20 protein-coding genes, 2 tRNA genes and 1 riboswitch are annotated in these 19002 nt (G+C 67.8%); of the genes, 6 read left to right on the top strand and 16 right to left on the bottom strand.

Going from position 1 to position 19002, the window contains the following annotated elements; genetic code table 11:
• Nucleotides 1-377: 377 nt before the first annotated feature.
• From KME77_RS25720 to KME77_RS25745, 6 genes are all read right to left on the bottom strand, one after another.
• Nucleotides 378-2951, bottom strand: a complete 2574-nt coding sequence (locus tag KME77_RS25720) for a valine--tRNA ligase (RefSeq protein ID WP_219471518.1) — start codon at nt 2949-2951, stop codon at nt 378-380.
• 74 nt (nt 2952-3025) lie between these two features.
• Complete coding sequence (clpX, locus tag KME77_RS25725; protein WP_219471519.1) at nt 3026-4309, bottom strand: ATP-dependent Clp protease ATP-binding subunit ClpX; 1284 nt, start codon at nt 4307-4309, stop codon at nt 3026-3028.
• Between the two features lie 174 nt (nt 4310-4483).
• A complete protein-coding gene (locus tag KME77_RS25730) occupies nt 4484-5107 on the bottom strand; it encodes an ATP-dependent Clp protease proteolytic subunit (protein ID WP_219471520.1) in 624 nt (207 codons plus the stop codon).
• Nucleotides 5108-5118: 11 nt separating this feature from the next.
• Complete coding sequence (locus KME77_RS25735; RefSeq protein ID WP_219471521.1) at nt 5119-5751, bottom strand: ClpP family protease; 633 nt, start codon at nt 5749-5751, stop codon at nt 5119-5121.
• A 172-nt stretch (nt 5752-5923) separates the two neighbouring features.
• Nucleotides 5924-7306: a trigger factor gene (gene tig, locus KME77_RS25740; RefSeq protein ID WP_219471522.1), complete on the bottom strand. Its 1383-nt coding sequence runs from the start codon at nt 7304-7306 to the stop codon at nt 5924-5926.
• Between the two features lie 170 nt (nt 7307-7476).
• Complete coding sequence (locus tag KME77_RS25745) at nt 7477-8343, bottom strand: Sco1979 family transcriptional regulator (protein WP_219471523.1); 867 nt, start codon at nt 8341-8343, stop codon at nt 7477-7479.
• Between the two features lie 248 nt (nt 8344-8591).
• Between KME77_RS25745 and KME77_RS25750 the strand changes: the two genes are divergently transcribed.
• The 3 genes from KME77_RS25750 to KME77_RS25755 all read left to right on the top strand — a co-directional run bounded on the left by KME77_RS25750 (nt 8592) and on the right by KME77_RS25755 (nt 10039).
• Nucleotides 8592-9053: an ATP-binding protein gene (locus tag KME77_RS25750; RefSeq protein ID WP_246610736.1), complete on the top strand. Its 462-nt coding sequence runs from the start codon at nt 8592-8594 to the stop codon at nt 9051-9053.
• Nucleotides 9054-9212: 159 nt separating this feature from the next.
• Nucleotides 9213-9566 (top strand): M48 family metallopeptidase, encoded by a 354-nt coding sequence (locus KME77_RS29560; RefSeq protein WP_246610746.1) that lies wholly within the window; start codon nt 9213-9215, stop codon nt 9564-9566.
• The gene (locus KME77_RS25755) at nt 9563-10039 is read left to right on the top strand and encodes a M48 family metalloprotease (RefSeq protein ID WP_246610742.1); all 477 of its coding nucleotides are present in this window, start codon (nt 9563-9565) and stop codon (nt 10037-10039) included. The genes KME77_RS29560 and KME77_RS25755 overlap by 4 nt, the downstream gene beginning before the upstream one ends.
• Before the next feature lie 23 nt (nt 10040-10062).
• On the opposite strand, the gene KME77_RS25760 is transcribed toward KME77_RS25755, so the two are convergent.
• The 3 genes from KME77_RS25760 to KME77_RS25770 all read right to left on the bottom strand — a co-directional run bounded on the left by KME77_RS25760 (nt 10063) and on the right by KME77_RS25770 (nt 13079).
• Nucleotides 10063-11019 (bottom strand): coiled-coil domain-containing protein, encoded by a 957-nt coding sequence (locus tag KME77_RS25760; RefSeq protein WP_219471526.1) that lies wholly within the window; start codon nt 11017-11019, stop codon nt 10063-10065.
• A gap of 5 nt (nt 11020-11024) precedes the next feature.
• Nucleotides 11025-11169, bottom strand: a riboswitch (cyclic di-AMP (ydaO/yuaA leader).
• Between the two features lie 69 nt (nt 11170-11238).
• Entirely contained in the window at nt 11239-12303 is a 1065-nt protein-coding gene (gene galT, locus KME77_RS25765; protein WP_219471527.1) for a galactose-1-phosphate uridylyltransferase, read from the bottom strand.
• Entirely contained in the window at nt 12300-13079 is a 780-nt protein-coding gene (locus KME77_RS25770) for a DeoR/GlpR family DNA-binding transcription regulator (protein ID WP_219471528.1), read from the bottom strand. The genes galT and KME77_RS25770 overlap by 4 nt, the downstream gene beginning before the upstream one ends.
• Before the next feature lie 122 nt (nt 13080-13201).
• Here KME77_RS25770 and KME77_RS30585 point away from each other — a divergent pair, with 122 nt between their 5' ends.
• Nucleotides 13202-13279 (top strand): 50S ribosomal protein bL37, encoded by a 78-nt coding sequence (locus KME77_RS30585; RefSeq protein WP_371252575.1) that lies wholly within the window; start codon nt 13202-13204, stop codon nt 13277-13279.
• 41 nt (nt 13280-13320) lie between these two features.
• On the opposite strand, the gene KME77_RS25775 is transcribed toward KME77_RS30585, so the two are convergent.
• From KME77_RS25775 to KME77_RS25795, 5 genes are all read right to left on the bottom strand, one after another.
• A complete protein-coding gene (locus tag KME77_RS25775) occupies nt 13321-14631 on the bottom strand; it encodes a TrpB-like pyridoxal phosphate-dependent enzyme (protein ID WP_219471529.1) in 1311 nt (436 codons plus the stop codon).
• A gap of 18 nt (nt 14632-14649) precedes the next feature.
• Entirely contained in the window at nt 14650-15273 is a 624-nt protein-coding gene (locus tag KME77_RS25780) for a nucleoside/nucleotide kinase family protein (RefSeq protein WP_219471530.1), read from the bottom strand.
• Nucleotides 15274-15312: 39 nt separating this feature from the next.
• Nucleotides 15313-15564 (bottom strand): hypothetical protein, encoded by a 252-nt coding sequence (locus KME77_RS25785; protein WP_219471531.1) that lies wholly within the window; start codon nt 15562-15564, stop codon nt 15313-15315.
• Between the two features lie 109 nt (nt 15565-15673).
• The gene (locus KME77_RS25790) at nt 15674-16336 is read right to left on the bottom strand and encodes a hypothetical protein (protein WP_219471532.1); all 663 of its coding nucleotides are present in this window, start codon (nt 16334-16336) and stop codon (nt 15674-15676) included.
• Nucleotides 16337-16593: 257 nt separating this feature from the next.
• A tRNA-Gly gene (locus tag KME77_RS25795) sits at nt 16594-16667 on the bottom strand.
• A 90-nt stretch (nt 16668-16757) separates the two neighbouring features.
• Between KME77_RS25795 and KME77_RS25800 the strand changes: the two genes are divergently transcribed.
• Nucleotides 16758-16834 (top strand) — tRNA-Pro (locus KME77_RS25800).
• A gap of 125 nt (nt 16835-16959) precedes the next feature.
• Here KME77_RS25800 and KME77_RS29565 read toward each other — a convergent pair.
• Nucleotides 16960-17418 (bottom strand): helix-turn-helix domain-containing protein, encoded by a 459-nt coding sequence (locus KME77_RS29565; protein ID WP_246610737.1) that lies wholly within the window; start codon nt 17416-17418, stop codon nt 16960-16962.
• A 172-nt stretch (nt 17419-17590) separates the two neighbouring features.
• On the opposite strand from KME77_RS29565, the gene KME77_RS25810 reads away from it, so the two are divergent.
• On the top strand, nt 17591-17731 hold the full coding sequence (locus KME77_RS25810) for a hypothetical protein (RefSeq protein ID WP_219471533.1): 141 nt from the start codon (nt 17591-17593) through the stop codon (nt 17729-17731).
• Nucleotides 17732-17760: 29 nt separating this feature from the next.
• On the opposite strand, the gene KME77_RS25815 is transcribed toward KME77_RS25810, so the two are convergent.
• Entirely contained in the window at nt 17761-18447 is a 687-nt protein-coding gene (locus KME77_RS25815) for a hypothetical protein (protein WP_219471534.1), read from the bottom strand.
• Nucleotides 18448-19002: the final 555 nt, after the last annotated feature.

The raw sequence follows: 19002 nt of genomic DNA on the forward strand, positions 1-19002 counted from the left end.
TCCCAACTGAAAAAGGAATCCGTCATCATGAAACATGACGGGGTTTGTGCATCATGCACTGGCTTTTAACACACTGTTGAGTTCTCAAGAAACGGACGCATACTCCTCAAACTGCAGGAGGCGCACATTTCGCTTGCCCAGTTTAGCAGATCCGGACGATCCTTGTCAAATCGGCCGACCCGGCTGGTTTCGGGCAACTCCACGAACTTACTCGAACTTCTGGCCCATGTCCAATCACACGCAGACACAGCCCGAAGCCCGGGTCAGATCAGTGGGTGGTCGGGGCTAAGTGCCCTGCGTTGAAAACTGTAGCAGCCCCCGACGCCGGGGAAGGCCGAACTTCGGTAACGAATAGGCCTTCCCCTGGTGGGTGGAGCTCAAACACCCAGACCGGCGAGCTGGGTCTCCAGCCGCGCGATGTCCGCCGCGGACTGCTCCGCACGCCCTCTGACCTTGGTGACCACGTCCTCCGGCGCCTTGGCCATGAACTGCTCGTTGCCCAGCTTGGCGGCGACCTGCGCCGCCTCCTTGCGCGCGGCCGCCAGATCCTTCTCCAGGCGCTTACGTTCGGCGGCCACGTCGATGGCGCCGGCGGTGTCGATCTCGACGCTCACCCCGCCCACCGAGAGCCGCGCAGTCGCTGAGAACGCCTCAGAGGGCTCGGTGAGCCTGAGGAGCGAGCGAACAGCCAACTCCTGCCGTTCGAGCGGCGTGGTGGCCAATCCGAGCCGTGCGGCCACCTTCTGGCCGGGCTTCAGCCCCTGATCCGACCTGAACCGGCGGACCTCCGTCACGAGCTCCTGAAGGGCCTCGATCTCCGCCTCGGCCGCCGGGTCGGAGCGGCGCTCGTCCGCCACGGGCCAGGAGGCCACGGCGACCGACGCCCCACCCGTCACCGCGCGCCACAGCTCCTCGGTGACGAACGGCACCAGCGGGTGCATCAGCCGCAGCAACGTGTCGAGCACGTGGCCGAGCACGAGCCGCGTGTGCTCCAGCCCCTCGCCGAGCTGGATCTTGGCCAGCTCCAGGTACCAGTCGCAGACCTCGTCCCACGCGAAGTGGTAGAGCAGGTCGGACGCCTTGGCGAACTCGAACTCCTCGAAGGCCGCGTCGGCCGAGGTGATCACGCTCTGCAGGCGCGACAGGATCCACCGGTCGGCCGCCGTCAGGTCGAGCCCGTCGAGCGAGCCGGTGGCCGCGCCGTTCATCAGCGCGAAGCGGGTGGCGTTCCAGATCTTGTTGCAGAAGTTGCGCGAGCCGGCCGCCCACTCCTCGCTCACCGCGACGTCGGCACCGGGGTTCGCGCCGCGCAGCAGCGTGAAGCGGGTGGCGTCGGCGCCGAAGCGCTCGATCCAGTCGAGCGGGTCGACGACGTTGCCGAACGACTTGGACATCTTCTTGCCGTACTGGTCGCGGACCATGCCGTGCAGCGCGACCACGCGGAACGGCGGCTCGCCGTCCATGGCGTACAGGCCGAACATCATCATCCGGGCGACCCAGAAGAACAGGATGTCGTAGCCGGTCACCAGCACGGACGTCGGGTAGAAGCGGGCCAGCTCGGGGGTCGAGTCGGGCCAGCCGAGCGTCGAGAACGGCCACAGGCCGGAGGAGAACCAGGTGTCCAGCACGTCGGCGTCCTGGACGTAACCGGCGGGCGGGTCCTCGTCGGGCCCGACGCACACGACCTCGCCGGCCGGGCCGTACCAGACCGGGATGCGGTGTCCCCACCAGAGCTGGCGGGAGATGCACCAGTCGTGCATGTCATCGACCCAGTCGAAGTAGCGCTTGGCCAGCTCCGGCGGGTGGATGCGGGTGCGTCCGTCACGCACCGCGTCGCCGGCCGCCTTGGCCAGCGGCGCGACGTTGACGAACCACTGGAGCGACAGCCGCGGCTCGACCACCGTCTTGCAGCGCGAGCAGTGGCCGACCGAGTGCACGTACGGGCGCTTCTCGGCGACGATCCTGCCCTCCTCGCGCAGCGCGGCGACCACGGCGGGCCGCGCCTCGAAGCGGTCGAGCCCCTCGAACGGCCCATGGGCGGTGATCACGCCGCGCTCGTCCATGATGGTCATCGACGGCAGCGAGTGCCGGCGGCCGATCTCGAAGTCGTTGGGGTCGTGAGCCGGGGTCACCTTGACCGCGCCTGTGCCGAACGCCGGGTCGACGTGCTCGTCGGCGACGACCGGGATCTGCCGCCCGGTCAGCGGCAGCTCGACGAGCGTGCCGACCAGGTGGGCGTAACGCTCGTCCGAGGGGTGCACGGCCACGGCGGTGTCGCCGAGCATGGTCTCGGCGCGGGTGGTCGCGACCACGATCTCGTCGGAGTAGCGGATCGAGACCAGCTCGCCGTCGTCCTCGCTGTGCTCGACCTCGATGTCGGACAGGGCGGTCAGGCAGCGCGGGCACCAGTTGATGATCCGCTCGGCGCGGTAGATCAGGTCGTCGTCGAAGAGCCGCTTGAAGATGGTCTGGACGGCCCGGGACAGCCCCTCGTCCATGGTGAAGCGCTCGCGCGACCAGTCGACGCCGTCGCCGAGCTTGCGCATCTGGCCGAGGATCCGGCCGCCGGACTCCTCCTTCCACTCCCAGACGCGCTCGACGAACGCCTCGCGGCCCAGGTCGTGGCGGGACAGGCCCTGCTTGGCCAGCTCGCGTTCGACGACGTTCTGGGTGGCGATGCCGGCGTGGTCCATGCCGGGCAGCCACAGCGTCTCGCGCCCCTGCATGCGGGCGCGGCGGGTGAGCGCGTCCTGGACGGAGTGGTCGAGGGCGTGGCCGATGTGCAGGACGCCGGTCACGTTCGGCGGGGGCAGGACGATGCTGTACGGCTCGCGCGGGCTGCCGGGGTCCGCGCCGAAGTAGCCCTCGGATACCCAGCGCTCGTAGCTCCGGGTCTCGACGTCGGCCGGGGTGTACTGGGTGGGCAGCTCTGGCGTTGTCACGGTGACCAATTCTAGAGAGAGGACGGAAAGCGAAACGCCCCAGGGAGTTTCCTCCGCCGGGGCGCTTGCCGTTTCGGGATGGGTCAGGCTGACTTCTCCCGCGGCGCACGCTGCTGCTTGGCGGCGAGCTGGTCGCGGGGTACGAGCGTCGGGATGGCGTGCTCGAGGACGGACTCGCGGGTGATGACCACGCGGGCGACGTCCTGGCGCGACGGCACCTCGTACATCACCGACTGGAGCACCTCTTCGAGGATGGCGCGCAGGCCGCGGGCGCCGGTGCCACGCAGGATCGCCTGGTCGGCGATGGCCTCAAGGGCACCGTCGGTGAACTCCAGCTCGACGCCGTCGAGCTCGAGCAGCTTGCGGTACTGCTTGACCAGCGCGTTGCGGGGCTCGGTGAGGATCTGGATGAGCGCCTCGCGGTCGAGGTTGTGCACCGAGGTGATGACCGGCAGACGGCCGACGAACTCGGGGATCATGCCGAACTTGAGCAGGTCCTCGGGCATCACGTCGCCGAAGATGTCGGCCGTGTCGACCTCTTCCTTCGAGCGGATGATGGCGTTGAAGCCGATGCCCTTCTTGCCGATGCGCGACTCGATGATCTTTTCCAGGCCGGCGAAGGCCCCACCGCAGATGAACAGCACGTTGGTGGTGTCGATCTGGATGAACTCCTGGTGGGGGTGCTTGCGCCCGCCCTGCGGCGGCACGCTCGCGGTGGTGCCCTCCAGGATCTTCAGCAGCGCCTGCTGGACGCCCTCACCGGAGACGTCGCGGGTGATCGACGGGTTTTCGCTCTTGCGGGCGATCTTGTCGACCTCGTCGATGTAGATGATGCCGGTCTCGGCCTTCTTGACGTCGTAGTCGGCGGCCTGGATCAGCTTGAGGAGGATGTTCTCGACGTCCTCGCCGACGTAGCCGGCCTCGGTCAGGGCCGTGGCGTCGGCGATGGCGAAGGGAACGTTGAGCATCTTCGCCAGCGTCTGCGCGAGCAATGTCTTGCCCGAGCCTGTCGGACCGAGCAACAAGATGTTGCTCTTGGCCAGCTCCAGGCCGTCGTCTCTGCCTCGGTCGCCGGACTGCACCCGCTTGTAGTGGTTGTAGACCGCCACCGAGAGCGCCTTCTTCGCCTTGTCCTGACCGATGACGTAGGCGTCGAGGAACTCGTAGATCTCCCTCGGCTTGGGCAGGTTGTCCCACTTGAGCTCGGAGGACTCGGAGAGCTCCTCCTCGATGATCTCGTTGCAGAGATCGATGCACTCATCGCAGATGTAGACGCCTGGACCGGCAATGAGCTTTTTGACTTGCTTCTGGCTCTTTCCGCAGAACGAGCACTTCAGCAGGTCTCCCCCGTCGCCGATGCGTGCCACTCCAGATACTCCTTTGCGTGGGACCGCCCTGCTCCCGCGATCCGTATCCTCCGGACCCGGTCCGAACCGCTCAGGTTTCGACGTTACCGTCTTCTGGGCCCTCAGTGAGCCCCCTGGCGGCGAGTCGCACCGGAACGTGCCCTATTGGGCAGCGCCCCGGTGCGTCACATCTCATCAGGAAGCGACGGCCTGAGCTCGTTTCTTCCTGGATGGGATGATGTCATCGATCAGACCATACGCCTTTGCCTCGTCCGCGTTGAGAATTTTGTCGCGTTCGATGTCCTTACGGACGTCAGCAGGACGCTTCCCCGAGTGCTTCGCCACGATCTCCTCCAGGAGGGAGCGCATACGAAGGATCTCGCGGGCCTGGATCTCGATGTCGCTTCCCTGACCGCCGCCCTCGGTGGAGGGCTGGTGGATCAGGACCCGGGCGTTGGGCAGCGCGAAACGCTTGCCCGGGGTGCCGCCGGCCAGCAGCACGGCCGCCGCGGAGGCGGCCTGGCCGAGGCAGACGGTCTGGATCTCCGGCCGGACGAACTGCATCGTGTCGTAGATCGCCGTCATGGCGGTGAACGACCCGCCCGGCGAGTTGATGTAGATGCTGATGTCACGGTCGGGGTCGAGCGACTCCAGCGTCAGCAGCTGGGCCATCACGTCGTTGGCCGACGCGTCGTCGATCTGCACCCCGAGGAAGATGATGCGATCCTCGAAGAGCTTGTTGTACGGGTTCATCTCCTTCACGCCGTAGGACGTGCGTTCGACGAAGGAGGGGAGAACGTAACGGCTTTCGATGTTCACTTCAACTCCCCTTAGGACACGGCGCCCTGCGAGGGCACCTGCCTCGCGCTGCGCACAACGTGGTCGATGAAGCCGTAGTCGAGGGCCTCCTCGGCGGTGAACCAGCGGTCCCGGTCGGAGTCGGCCTCGATCTGGTCGAGCTGCTGACCCGTGTGGTGCGCGATCCGCTCGGCCAGGGTCTTCTTCACGTAGAGCATCTGCTCGGCCTGGATGGCGATGTCGGCGGCCGTGCCACCGATGCCACCGGACGGCTGGTGCATCATGATGCGCGCGTGGGGCAGAGCGTAGCGCTTGCCCCTGGCGCCCGCGGACAGCAGGAACTGCCCCATGGAGGCGGCCAGCCCCATGGCGACCGTCGCCACGTCGTTGGGCACGTATTCCATCATGTCGTAGATGGCCATCCCAGCCGTCACCGACCCGCCAGGCGAGTTGATGTACAGCCAGATGTCACGGTCGGGGTCGTCGGCCGCGAGCAACAGGAGCTCCGCGCAGATGCGGTTGGCGATCTCGTCGTTCACCTCCTGGCCGAGCACGATGATGCGCTCACGCAGCAGGCGCTGGTAAAGCTGGTCCTCAAGCCGGAAGGACGAGCCGTTCTCACGGCCTCGCGACTCAGGCTGATAGAAGGTCGGCGGGCTGGTCACAGCTTCACCTTCCGATGCGTCGTAATCGATTGGCTTTGCTTGTGACCTTAACGCGCGCCGCCCACCGGTCATGCCCCGTCCACGGACTGTTCGCTGACGGCGCAGGTAAGGCCCGTCAGAGCAGCGCGAAGCCCCCGAACCATCCGGAACGGGGGCTGAACGCTCAGGAGTCTCAGGCGTCGGCCTTCTCCTCAGCGGGAGCCTCGTCGGTCTCCTCGGTGGGCTCCTCGCCGTTGATCTCGGTGTAGATGGCCTTGAGGTCGACCTCGTTGCCGTCGCTGTCGACCACCTTGGCGGCGTCGCCCACGACCGACTTGGCCTTGTCGCGCACGATCTCGACCATGGCCAGCGTGAGCTGGTCGTTGTCGGCCAGGTGCTGGGCCAGCTGGTTGGGCTGGACGCCCATCTCCATGGCGCGGCGTACGACGAACTGGGTCAGCTCCTGCTCGGAGACGCCCAGCTCCTCGGCCTTGACGATCTTGTCGAGGACGAAGCCGACCTTGATGGCCTTGGCGGAGTTGGTCTCGAACTCGGCGAAACGCTCCTCCTCGGTCGTCTGGTAGAGGCGGAAGAACGCCTCGCGGCTCAGCCCGCTCTCGGCGACCTGGTGCTCGAGGTTGTGCTTACGGGCGTCGACCTCGGCCTTGAGCGCGCTGTCGGGGATCGGCATGTCGATCTTGTCGAGCAGCGTGTCGAGCGCCTTCTCCCGGGCCTGCATGACCTGGTCGATCAGCTTGTTGCGGCGGGCCTGCTCCTTGATGCTGTTCTTCAGCTCGTCGAGGGTGTCGAACTCGCTGGCCAGCTGTGCGAACTCGTCGTCGAGCTCGGGCAGGACCTTCTCCTTGACCGTCTTGACGCTGATGATCACATCGGCTTCCTCGCCGGCGTTCTCGCCGCCGACGAGCTCGGTCGTGAAGCTCTTCTCCTCGCCCGCGGACATGCCTTCGAGTGCGGTGTCGAGGCCCTGCAGCACGGAGCCGGCGCCGACCTCGTAGGAGACCTCGTTGGCCTGCTGCTCCTCGATGTTCTCGCCGTTGATCTCGGCGCGCAGGTCCATCACGACGAAGTCGCCGGTGGCGGCGGGACGCTCGACGCCGGTCAGCGTGGCGAAGCGCTGGCGCAGCGCGTCGAGCTGGGCGTTGATGTCGTCGTCGGAGACCTCGGCGGAGTCGACGGTGACCTCGGCGCCCGCGTAGTCGGGGACCTCGAAGTTGGGCCGGACGTCCACCTCGGCGGTGAACTCGACCTGCTCGCCGTCCTCGATCTTGGTGATCTCGATGTCGGGCTGGCTGACCGGGAAGACGTCGACCTCGTCGACGGCCTGGCCGTACAGCTTGGGCACCGCGTCGTTGAGGGTCTCCTCCAGCACCACCGCGCGGCCGAAGCGCTGCTCGATGATGCGGGCCGGAACCTTGCCAGGGCGGAACCCGGGGACGCGCACCTGCTGCGCGACCTTCTTGTACGCCGCATCCAGGCTCGGGCGCAGCTCGTCGAACGGCACCTCGACAGTGAGCTTCACCCTGGTCGGGCTGAGCTCCTCGACAGCGGTCTTCACGGGGTGGTCTCCTTGATCAAGCTTCGAGTGATCGCGGGCGCGTCCGGTTGTCGCTACGGCTCACGCGCCGCGCCCACGTGATCGGCGCTGGGCATGCTCCGCCATGGCGGGATCCAAGCGCCGTTGGCCAGTCTAGGGCAGATGCGTACCCAACAACGACGTGACGAGGGTCAGAACTCGTCAGCGATCACACGCAGGAGCTCCACGGTCTCGTCAGGCGTGGTGCTGACGGCGCAAAGGCGCTCCATGACCTCGGTGTAGCGATCGACGTCCTCGCGCTTGTCCAGGTAGAGGGCGCTGGCGAGCTGCTCGACGTACACGACGTCGGGAAGGTCGTGGTCGGGGAAGCGCAGGACGCTGAACGCGCCGCCCTCGGCGCTGTGGCCGCCGAAGCTGAACGGCATGACCTGGATCGTGATGTTCGGCTGGCGCATCAGGTCGATGAGGTGGTCGAGCTGGGCCCGCATCACCTCGGCGCCGCCGATGGGGCGGCGCAGCGCCGCCTCGTCGATGACGGCCCAGAACACCGGCCCGTCGGGCCTGTCGAAGACCCGCTGGCGTTCGAGACGGAGGTCCACCCTGCGGGAGATCTCCTCCGCGCTGATCCCGGCCGAGCCCGCGGTGACGACCGCGCGCGCGTACTCCTTGGTCTGCAGCAGACCGGGGACGAACTGGACCTCGTACGTCCTGATCCGGGCCGCGGCCTCCTCCAGCCCCACGTACGCCTGGAACCAGGTGGGCAGGATGTCGTTGAACCTGTGCCACCACCCCGGCTCGTTCGCCGTGGCGACCAGGTCGAGCACGGCGGCGCGGGCCTGCTGGTCGACGACGCCGTAGAGGGTCAGCAGATCGGCCACGTCGCGTTCCTTGAACCCGACGCGTCCCAGCTCCATACGGCTTATCTTGGATTCGGAGCCCCTGATGAGGTGGCCCGCCTCCTCGCGGGTGACGCCCTTACCTTCCCTGAGCCTGCGCAGCTGGGAGCCCAGGAGAATGCGCAGCGCCGTAGGGCCGGAACCCGGCTGGTTCTGCGTCACTCTGCCTCCTATCAAGGTCCGCACACACAGTGACACCACATTGCCGGGTATGACAAGGTCTCAACCTGGTGTCCGATTCGGATACCCCTACCGGTAACCGCTCATGCGATTGCACATTGCACATGCACGTGCATTTGGGTCTTGCAGCGACAGGGAGTCGTGACCCATGATGGCCTAGTGCATATTGGGCCAAACATGCACGAACGCGATGGCAACCGGGAGGTATCGGCGGGATGGTGGAGGACCCTTTGGCCACTGCCGACTGCCTGCAAATCACCCGTGAGGTGGGGTTCGACCACCTGCTGAGCGCGGCCAAGCCGTACACGGCCTCGTGTCCGCTGCCGTTCCAGGCGGATTCGGTGAAGACCGCAAGGGACGTGACTCGTTCCACTCTGTACGGCTGGGGCGTGCCCGAACTGGGTGACGACGCGGCGCTGGTGGTGTCGGAGCTGGTCACGAACGCGGTCCGGTACGCGATGTACGCCAGGGGCCGGCGGGAGATCCAGCTGCTGCTCATGCGGGTCGTCCCCCACGTGCTGCTGGCCGTGGCGGACCCGAGCGACGACGTGCCGACGCCCAAGGAGCCCGACTTCATCTCCGAGAACGGCCGTGGCCTGTACATCGTGGAGACCTACAGCCAGTGCTGGGGCTGGGACCCGCTGGCGCGCGGCGGAAAAGCGGTCTGGGCCCTCTTTCGCACCGACTCCTGATTCATTACCCTTTCGTGGAGTGAAGGGGAGTACCTCCGAACACGCCTGATCGTCATGACGGCCCGCGCGGCCCGGTCAGGCGGGCCCTCCGTGGCGAGGAAGACCTTCCGGCCCATGTATCCGCAGGCTGGAGGTATCAAGATGCGCATGCTCGTCCCCATGACCCTGCTTACGGCCATCTACTGCGCCGTGCTCGCCGGTCTTGTATTAATAGGGGTCCCAATTCTGTTCGTCGCCCTCGGAGCGGCCCTCGTGCTGCTCGTGCAGTGGCTGTCCACGGAGGCGCTGGCCCGCCGGATCACCAGGGCCCGTTACGTCACGGCCGAGCAGGAGCCGGAGCTGCACGCCGTACTGGACCGGCTCTGCGCGCTCAGCGACGTGGACAAGCCGCGGCTGGCGATCAGCCCCTCCCCCGCCCCGAACGCCTGCACGGTCGGCCGCACGCGGCGCGGCGCGGCGCGACGATCATCGTCACCGAGGGACTGCGCGCCCGGCTGGAGCCGGACGAGCTGACGGCGGTGCTCGCCCACGAGATCGCGCACATCCGGCACAAGGACGTGGCGGTGATGACGCTGGCCAGCTCGTTCGCGATCGCGCTGGCCGCCTTCGCCAAGGGCACCGGGCGGGCGGCCGTGGAGGCGCCCGGCCTGTTCTTCGAGGAGTTCCCGTTCGGGCTGCTGTTCGGGCTGGCGATCCTGGCCGGCGGGGCCGCGGCGGGGCTGGCCGGCTTCCTGGCGCACCTGCCGCTGCGCTGGCTGAGCCGCTCCAGGGAGCTGGCCGCCGACCGCGCCGCCGCCGACCTGCTCGGCCAGCCGGGGCTGCTGGCCTCGGCGCTGCTCAAGGTGCACGAGGAGGGCGGGATCCCGCTGCGCGACCTGCGGCGCGGGGTGCCGGCCCTGGGGCTGGTGGCCTGCCGTACGAAGGGGGGCTCGCTGATGGCGACGCACCCGCACGTCCACGTACGGGTGCGCGCCCTGACGGGCTGAAACGTCCAGACGGGCTGAAACGTTCAGTACATCGAGATATGCACGTGATCGAAGTGGTTCTCGGTGATGCTGCCGCGGTTGGACATCGCGCGCCAGCCGGAGCCAAGGTTGATGCGCTGCTTCCAGATCACGTACTTGACGCCGAGCTTGTCCTTGTTGGCCAGCGCCCAGTCCGCGACGCGGTCGCCCAGCGCGTTGTTGAGCGCGCTGGGCATGGCGCCGCCGGTGCTCATCATGAAGTCGCAGGCGCGGCCCAGCGGGTGCTCGCCGCCGCCGCCGGAGCGGAAGCAGCCGACCGGGAACGGGAGCGCGAAGTTCTTCTCGATCTGCGCGCGGATGATCCGCATCCTCGGCGTGATGTTGTCCTCGCCCGAGGGCAGCTCGGGGGCCCAACTGCCGTCGGAGCGGCGGCCGGGGCCGAACGGGACCAGGTCCTGGAGCTTCTTCCGGATGTCCTTGATGACGTCCTGGGCGTCGTCGCGCTGCTTGGCCACGTTCGCGGCCTCGTCGCGGATCTTCGTCTCCAACGCGGTGGCGTCGGTGACGGCCTGCTTCTTCTCGTTCCTGGCGTCGGCCACGACCTGCACGGCCGCCTGCTGCTCGGCGGTGATCTGCTCCAGGACGGCCGCGCTGGCGCTGTCGGTGGGGAGCATGAGGCTCGGCAACGAGAGGTTGCCGTTCTGGTAACGCAGGCGGGCGATCTCGGCGACCCGCTTCTCGGCGGTGGCCAGCTTGGTCTCGGCGGCCGCGAGCCGCTCCTTGGCGCTCGCGGCGGCCTGCTTGGCCTTGGACAGCTCCACACGCTTGAGGTTGTAGCTCTCGATGAGCTGGTCGACCTTCTTGTCGAGCTGTTTCAGCTCCGCGCGGAGCTTGGCCTCACTGGGCTTGGGCGCGGCGGTGGCAGGGGTCGCCCCCAGGGCCACGGCGGCGGCGGCCGTGATGAGACCGATGGCAAGACGCGCGGGGGACGCAGCCGCCACGTACGCTTTCCTCTCCCTCAGCCGGCCGGGTTAGCTGACGGGTTCGGGCAGGGAGTCTGCCGCCCGTCCACACACAGGTGGATTCACCCCATGACACGATTGGGTCCCCGGCTCCCGGGCACCGCACCCGGGATTAGGCGTGCAACGATCGAGTTACGGTCGGTGCTGTTGGGATATTAGTGGTAAAACCGAAGTCACGCGACTCCAAGCGGAAATCAATTAGTGATCTACCTGTGATCGGAGCATCCGCGCGGCCTCCTCGGGCATCACGTCGTTCACGAAGGCGCCCATCGCCGACTCCGAGCCCGCCAGGTACTTCAGCTTCCCGGGCGCGCGCCGGATGCTGAACAGCTCCAGGTGCAGGTACGCCAGGTCGCGGCCCTCCCGTACGGGCGCCTGGTGCCAGGCGGAGATGTACGGCATGGGGACGCCGAACAACCCGTCGAGCGCCCGCAGCACCGAGGTGTACAGCGGGGCGAAGGCGGCGCGCTCCTCCTCCGACAGCGCGGCGAGGTCGGGCACCCGCCTGTGCGGATACACGTGCACCTCGAACGGCCAGCGCGCGGCGGCGGGCACGAACGCCGTCCACAGCTCGTTGGCGGCCACCACGCGCGTCCCCGCGGCGCGCTCGGTGGCCAGGACGTCGGCGAACAGGTCCGGGTGCCGCGAGGCCGCGCCCAGGTGCAGCTTGGTGCGCGGGGTCACGTACGGGTAGGCGTAGATCTGGCCGTGCGGATGCGGCAGCGTGATGCCGATCTCCTCGCCCCGGTTCTCGAAGCAGAACACCTGCTCCACGCCCTCGATGGCGGACAGCTCGGCCGTACGGTCGGCCCACGCCTCCATGACCAGGCCGACCTGGTCGTCGGAGAGCTTGGAGAAGGACGAGTTGTGCTCGGAGGTGAAGCAGACCACCTCACAACGGCCCACGCCCGGCCGGACCTTGCTCAAGCCTCCCACATCCTCATAAGTCCCAAAATTTCCGGAAAAAGAGGGGAAGCGGTTCTCGAACACCACCACGTCATAGTCGTACGCCGGGATCTCCGAGGCCCGCGTGTCCGACGACGGGCACAACGGGCACTCGTCGGCCGGCGGCAGGAACGTGCGCGTCTGCCGGTGCCCCGCCATCGCGATCCACTCCTCCGTGAGCGGGTCGTAGCGCAGCTCGGACGCCACCGGCCTGGGATCGAGCGTCCGGCGGTCGATCGCGCTCCGGTCGGCGTCGTCGCGCCGGTCGAAGTAGATCAGCTCTCGGCCGTCGGCCAGGTGGGTGATGGTGCGTTTCACTGCGATTCCTCCGCGATGATCAGTTCGCCGACGCGTTCGGTCAGGTCGTCGCGCGCGTCCTCGGGCAGGCCGGGGTCGCTGACGACCACGTCGGCCTCGGTCAGCTCGGCGATGGTGCTGATGCCGACCGTGTTCCACTTGGTGTGGTCCGACAGGACGACCAGGCGGTGCGCCGCCGCCACCAGTTCCCTGTCGGTCTCCGACTCCAGCAGGTTCGGGGTGGTGAACCCGGCGCGCACACTCATCCCGTGTACCCCCAGGAACAGCGTGTCCACATGCAGCCCGCGGATCGCGGCCACGGCGACCGGGCCGACGAGGGCGTCGGACGGCGTGCGCACGCCCCCGGTCAGCACGACCGTGCGGTCGGCGCGCGGGTTGCGGTGGAAGACGTCGGCCACCGGGATCGAGTTGGTGATGACGGTGAGCTCGGGGACGGCGACGAGGTGGTGGGCCAGGGCCCAGGTCGTGGTCCCGGCCGAGAGCGCGACCGCGGTGCCCGTCCGTACGAACCGGGCGGCGCGGCGCGCGATGACGGCCTTCTCCTGCTGCTGGCGGGCGGACTTGGCGGTGAAGCCCGGCTCCTCGGTCGAGCCGGGGCCCAGGGCGGTCGCGCCGCCGTGGACCTTCTCCAGCAGGCCGCGCTCGGCCAGCACCTCCAGATCGCGGCGGATCGTCATGTCGGAGACGTTCAGCTCGCGGACGAGTTCGGCGACGCGGACGCCGCCGCTGCTGCGTACACGTTCGAGGATCGCCTGCTGGCGCTGCTGTGCGAGCACGTCCCCGCTCCTTCCAACAGATTCCACCAAATTATGACATGCCGATGTTGGGGAATGTTAGGTCGGTGTAACCGCTTGTGCGCTTCGCCGTGGCGAGAGAAGTTAGGGGCCGGAGGTGCCACATGGCCAGACGGGCACGTAAGGGCAAGGCACGCAAGAAGAAGAAGGCCAACCACGGCAAGCGGCCCACGGCGCGCTGACCTCGCCCCGGCCCGGGGGGCCGGGGCGGAAACCGTCCGGTTCAGCTCGGCAGGCTGTTCAGGGCCTCGTCGATGCGGTCCTGCGGGAGCGTGTAGTCCTCCATCTGCCCTGACAGGTAACGGTCGTAGGCGGCCAGGTCGAAGTGCCCATGTCCGCATAGAGCGGTCAGAATCACCTTCTCCTCGCCGCTCTCCTTGCAGCGCAGCGCCTCGGCGATGGTCTCCGCGAGCGCGTGCGTCGGCTCAGGCGCGGGGACGATCCCCTCGGTACGGGCGAAGCGGACGCCCGCCTCGAAGCACTCGGTCTGCGACCTGGTGACCGCCTCGAACAGGCCCAGCTCGTACATGTGCGACAGCAGCGGCGACATGCCGTGGTAGCGCAGGCCGCCCGCGTGGATCGGGTCGGGCACGAAGCCGTGGCCCAGCGTGTGCATCTTCAGCAGCGGCGTGAAGCCCGCCGTGTCGCCGAAGTCGTAGGCGTACACGCCCCTGGTGAACGACGGGCACGCGGCCGGCTCCACGGCGCGCAGCGTCACGTCGAGCCTGCCCGCCAGCTTCTCGCGCAGGAACGGGAAGGTGAGCCCGGCGAAGTTCGAGCCGCCCCCGGTGCAGCCGATGATCAGGTCCGGCATCTCGTCGAGCTGGGACAGCGCCTCCTCGCCGATCACCGTCTGGTGCATGAGCACGTGGTTGAGCACCGAGCCGAGCGCGTAGCGGGCCTCGGGGTTCGCGCCGGCCACCTCGACCGCCTCGCTGATCGCGATGCCGAGGCTGCCGGGCGAGCCGGGGTCGCCGGCCAGCACCTTGCTGCCCGCCCCGGTCACGGCCGAGGGACTGGCGTGCACCGTGGCGCCGTACACCTGCATGAGCGAGCGCCTGTACGGCTTCTGGTCGTAGGAGGCGCGGACCATCCAGACCTGGCATTCCAGATCGAACTGCGCGCAGGCGAACGCCAGCGCCGATCCCCACTGGCCGGCGCCGGTCTCCGTGGTGAGCAGGCGTACGCCCTCGCGGGCGTTGTAGAACGCCTGGGGCACGGCCGTGTTCGGCTTGTGCGAGCCGGCCGGGGAGACGCCCTCGTACTTGTAGTAGATCCGCGCGGGCGTGTCCAGGGCCTTCTCCAGCCTGCGCGCCCGGATCAGCGGGGTCGGCCGCCAGAGGCGGTAGACGTCGAGCACCTCCTGCGGGATGGGGACATACCGCTCGGTGCTCACCTCCTGGCCGATCAGCTCCATCGGGAACAACGGCGCCAGGTCGTCGGGCCCCACCGGCTGCCGCGTGCCCGGATGCAGGGGCGGAGGCGGCGGCGCGGGCAGATCGGGAACGATGTTGTACCAGTTGCTGGGGATCACCGCCTCAGTCTGCTCCCGTCACTCGATGAGCGCCATGTGGTCCGGGTGGTCGGCGCGCACCGCCACGTCGGCCGACCTCGCGGGATCGGCCTCGTCCTCGTACCGGGCGTAGGCCGGCAGCCGCCACCGCTCGTCCTCCGCCGTGGTCCGCCCGAGCGCCCCCTGCGACAGCCACAGGTGAACGGTCACGTCGAACGGCAACCCCCGCCCCAGCAGCAGCGTCCCGTCGACCAGCACCACCGCCCCCGCCGGCAGCGTCTGGTACGGCATCCGGTACGCCCGGTCGGCGCGGCTGTCCCAGAGCTTCTGAAGCACCTTGCCGGTGCCGCCCTCGTCGAGGGGCCCGAGCACCTCCCTGGTCAGGGCGCTGGCGTCGAGCCAGTCGTCGTAGAAGGCGTCAGGGTCGGTCCTGCCATACTCCAGCCTGAGCGACGCCGGCCGCAGGAAGTCACCCGCGGACACCCGCAAAACCGCCCGCCCTCGTACGTTCAGGGGCTCCACCAGCGCGTCGGCCAGCCGCTCGGGGTGGGACGGCGGCGCGCCGTCGACCGCCACGCGCACCCAGGCGTCACGGGGTGCGCCCGCGATCCGCTCGGCCACCTCCTCGACCAGGACCTCCCGGGAAATCGGTCGGGCCCGCATTCATCCCTCACCCCCTTGCCTCCCCCTTACCCCCGCCCCTCACCCGCCGAGCGGGTTCCATGCCTGGTCGAACTTCCTGGCCCTTTCCAGGCAGTCGGGGCAGACGGGCTGCTCGGCCGACCTGGCGACCGCCTCCGGCGTCGCCGGCCGCAGCGTCCCCAGCACCGTGAGGCCGGGCGGCAGCCCGCTCTGCGGGTCGATGAGGACGGTCTCGACGGTTCTGGGGTCGTACCGGAAGGTGCGCTTGCACGAAATGCACCGTCCGGTCTCGGTGGTGTCTTCGTCGGCCATGCCTCCCATCTTGCTCCCTTTCGCGCGTCGCGGTGCCTGGCGGGCACGGAAGATCGGCGGGGCGTGGAGCGGGCGACGGGAATCGAACCCGCGTGGCCGGTCACGTGAGCTACAGGTAGGAGCTGAAGTGGTCGGCCACGGTGTCCGCCACGACTTCCGCGTCGTCGCGGCCGTCGACCTCCAGGACTCGGATGCCCAAGCGGCAAGCGGAACGGACGGCCTCGTCGGCGACGAGGCGGTCCCGGGCGAGCCGGTTCTCCTGTGCCCGCTCAGGGTCGCTCACCTGGAGCCTGAGGCTGCCCGCACGGGGAAGTTCGCGGAGCTGGCGACGGCGGAACGCTTCGCCCGGCACCATGACGATCATCCGGCGGGGCGAGTCGATGATGGGAGCGACCAGTTCGGGACGGAGCCCCCAGCCTTCGGCGATGACAGGTCGCCCCGACACCAGGCCGCGCAGGTCGTCCAACGCCCACTCGAACCGCGCGGGAAAGCCGGCCAGGGTCTTGGCGGCCATCTCTTCAGGGGTGGTGTTCACCCAGACGGCATCCGGGTCAGGGTCCGCGACGGGCTCGCCCAGCCGCACCCGGCGGGCGATCCGGCGGTCATTGTGCGCGCGTGCGTCGTGGTGGTCGTAGTGATAGGCGGTCAGCCCGTACCGGATGGCCAGCAGCCTGGCGACGGTGGATTTCCCGGCCCACTGCCCGCCTCCGATCCACAGGGCGTTGCGCAGGGTGCCGAACGGATCCCAGACCTCGCTGCTCGTGGCATTCACGGACACAGCTTGGCGAAGGCACGGGCCGACAAACAGTCTTGTTGTGCTCCGCCCACCTGGGTGATGATCGTGGAGAGGGTCGTATCGTCCTCTGCCCTTGCGCGACCAGGCCACAACAGCCGGTTCAGGGAGGGGTGCGATCAAGTCATCGCCCAGAACTCGGCAAGGCGCTGGAGGAGACACGGAGGATCAAGAAGTCGTGGCCGGGATCGCGAAAAGCCAGGCCCCTTGTGGCGGCGACCTGGCCTTTCGGCGGGTGGAGCGGACGACGGGAATCGAACCCGCGTAGCTAGTTTGGAAGACTAGGGCTCTACCATTGAGCTACGTCCGCGCGAACCGGTCGAAGTCTGGTCTAGACTTCATCCGGTCGTCAGGGCGTAAGCGTACCGGAGTCGCGGAGCGCGTGCGCACCCGGCGCCGACGGGGCGTGGCGCAGCTTGGCAGCGCGCTTGCTTTGGGAGCAAGAAGTCGCAGGTTCAAATCCTGTCGCCCCGACCAGCTAGAAGGCCACCCCCGTGATCGGAGGTGGCCTTCTGAGTGACTAAGTGGGTGACCAGCGGAAACGGCTCTGGCGGAACGCTTCAAAGTCCAACCTGCCGACCATCCGCCAGGCTGTAGGAGTCCTACGCGCGCAAGGCGTCGCGGAGTGAATCGCTCCGGGTTCGGTGGAGACCAGTGCAGTCCCCCGGTGCGATGGGTAGTCCGTCCTCGTAGTGCTTGATGATCTCTTTGGGCTTGTTCTTCGTCGTGGTTTTGGTCCTGCCGCTTTCCGTCTTGACGACGCCCTTCCCGGCAGGTGTGTAGCCGACCGTGAGCGTGGCGATCCGGAGTTTGCACTTGTCGTCCCAGTGCAGGCCACCGTCTCCCTTGCTGCGGCGTTTGTCATGAGGCGGCTTCCTCCGCTTCCTTCTCAGGAGTGCGATGTAGTTGCGGATGCCCTTCGCGGTGATCAACCGTGCGCGGCCCTGCTTGACTGACCGGAGGCGACGCGAGCGGATCTGCTCATGGATCATGGTCCGGCTCATGCGCAGCAGGCGCATGACGTCGGTCACCCGGTAGAGCTGTGTCGTCGAGCGCAGCAAGACTCAAAAGTTGTTCTCGCTGGTCAGAGCCAGGTCGGGGACACCTGGGACAGCTGAGACGCCTTCCGGTGCCGTTGTCCTAGCAGCCGACAACGGCTGTTGGCGTCCACGCGGAGTTGTCCATCAGCGGCCAGGCGCGGATCCTGCGTCCGCCCTGTCGGTCGGGGACTCGGTGACCGCCGTAGAGGTATCCAAGCGCGCCGGAGTGATGGCCGTCGGCTTCGTCAACCGACCGGAGAAGGACGAGCGGCTCGATGGTGCGGGAGCGGATCCCATCGTCACCAGCATGGGAGACCTCGCCGACGCACTCTGAGCACCTGAAACCCTTTCAGCCCGCGTGCCTCACCCGTCGAACCGGGACCACCGGAAACCGTGTTCCAGCAGCGGTGTCAGGACCGTGCGGTGCGGTGCGCCGAAAGCAGCGATGGCCTCGTCCTCGTCGTAGCTGATCTGCGCCAGCAGCCCGGGGGCCATGAAAAACCTTTCGCCGGTGTACGTCGGTAGGAAGGGACTCAATGGCACAGGCCGCAGCGTGCTCCACAAAGGCTTAAGACGCACGGTCGGCATACAGTAGGTCCATGCCTGGCAGGGGGCGGCATTCATGGCTCCGAAGAGGGTGAACTGCAGGAGGAAGCGACTCAGCGGCTCCTCCTCAAGGGTCGTCTCCGGCTCTGACCCCTGAGGGTCTTCGGTGTGCCACACTCGCGGCTCGGCTTCGGTCGCACCTTCCGGCGGCCACGGGATGGACCAGTCCATGGAGTCCCCGTTCATGACGGCGAAGATCAGCCGGTCGCCGAGCGGCCCGGTGGCGTGCTCAGGCCGTTTCAACACCGGGTCGTGGAATCGGTGGAGTGCAGGCCTGAGGCGAGCCAAGCGGTGGAAGGCCGCCAGAGCCTCCGGTAAGTCTCCCAGTTTGTCCGCTGTGCGCTCCTCTGCTGTTGGCTCCGTCTTTTCAGCGGGGAACCAGCCCAGGACGAACGCTTCCAGGGCCTGGAGCGGATTCGTTTCCACGAGATGAACCCAGTCCACCTCTGGCACCGACCCGGGCGCCGGGACCGGTCGCGTTTGCGTCATGTGGTCAACCCAACCAGGAAGATGGACAGCACGGGCGAACGTCGTACGCCTGCCGAGACGAAGATCACGCCCGCAAAGCCAGTGCCGCACGGGGCGAGCTTCAGCGCGAGATGAGAAGACCGGCAAGGTGTCCCGACGGTCCCTGCCGCCCAGTACCACCGCTGGCAAGGGCAAAAGCGTCCGACTGGCAGGGGCGCGCAGGTACGGTGGTTGTCCCATGTTCCCGGGCAAGCCAAAGCTGATAGGAGCTTTCGCACGGCCTGGAAAGGCAGTGAAACTCCTATCAGTGTTGGTCACGCGGCTCGCCCGCTTGTCTTTCTGCTAAGCGCGTATCCAGAAGTTCTGCGCGTAACAGGGTGTGAGATCGTCAAGACCGACAGGCATTGACAAGGGCCTCGCCGGGGGTTGGATCGAGGTTGCTCACACCATCTCTCCTGCCCCGGCGAGGTCGTGGTCAGTATGCGCCCTGCTGTCGTGTTCGCCAATGCTCCGGACACCGCCATCGAGCAG

This window comes from Nonomuraea rhizosphaerae, assembly GCF_019396405.1.
Lineage (GTDB): Bacteria > Actinomycetota > Actinomycetes > Streptosporangiales > Streptosporangiaceae > Nonomuraea > Nonomuraea rhizosphaerae.

Excerpts from the sequence above, each read along its gene's own strand:
- KME77_RS29560 (WP_246610746.1), top strand. The coding sequence starts at position 9,213 with ATGACCCTGCTTACGGCCATCTACTGCGCCGTGCTCGCCGGTCTTGTA.
- KME77_RS30585 (WP_371252575.1), top strand. The coding sequence starts at position 13,202 with ATGGCCAGACGGGCACGTAAGGGCAAGGCACGCAAGAAGAAGAAGGCC.
- KME77_RS25785 (WP_219471531.1), bottom strand. The coding sequence starts at position 15,564 with ATGGCCGACGAAGACACCACCGAGACCGGACGGTGCATTTCGTGCAAG.
- KME77_RS25780 (WP_219471530.1), bottom strand. The coding sequence starts at position 15,273 with ATGCGGGCCCGACCGATTTCCCGGGAGGTCCTGGTCGAGGAGGTGGCC.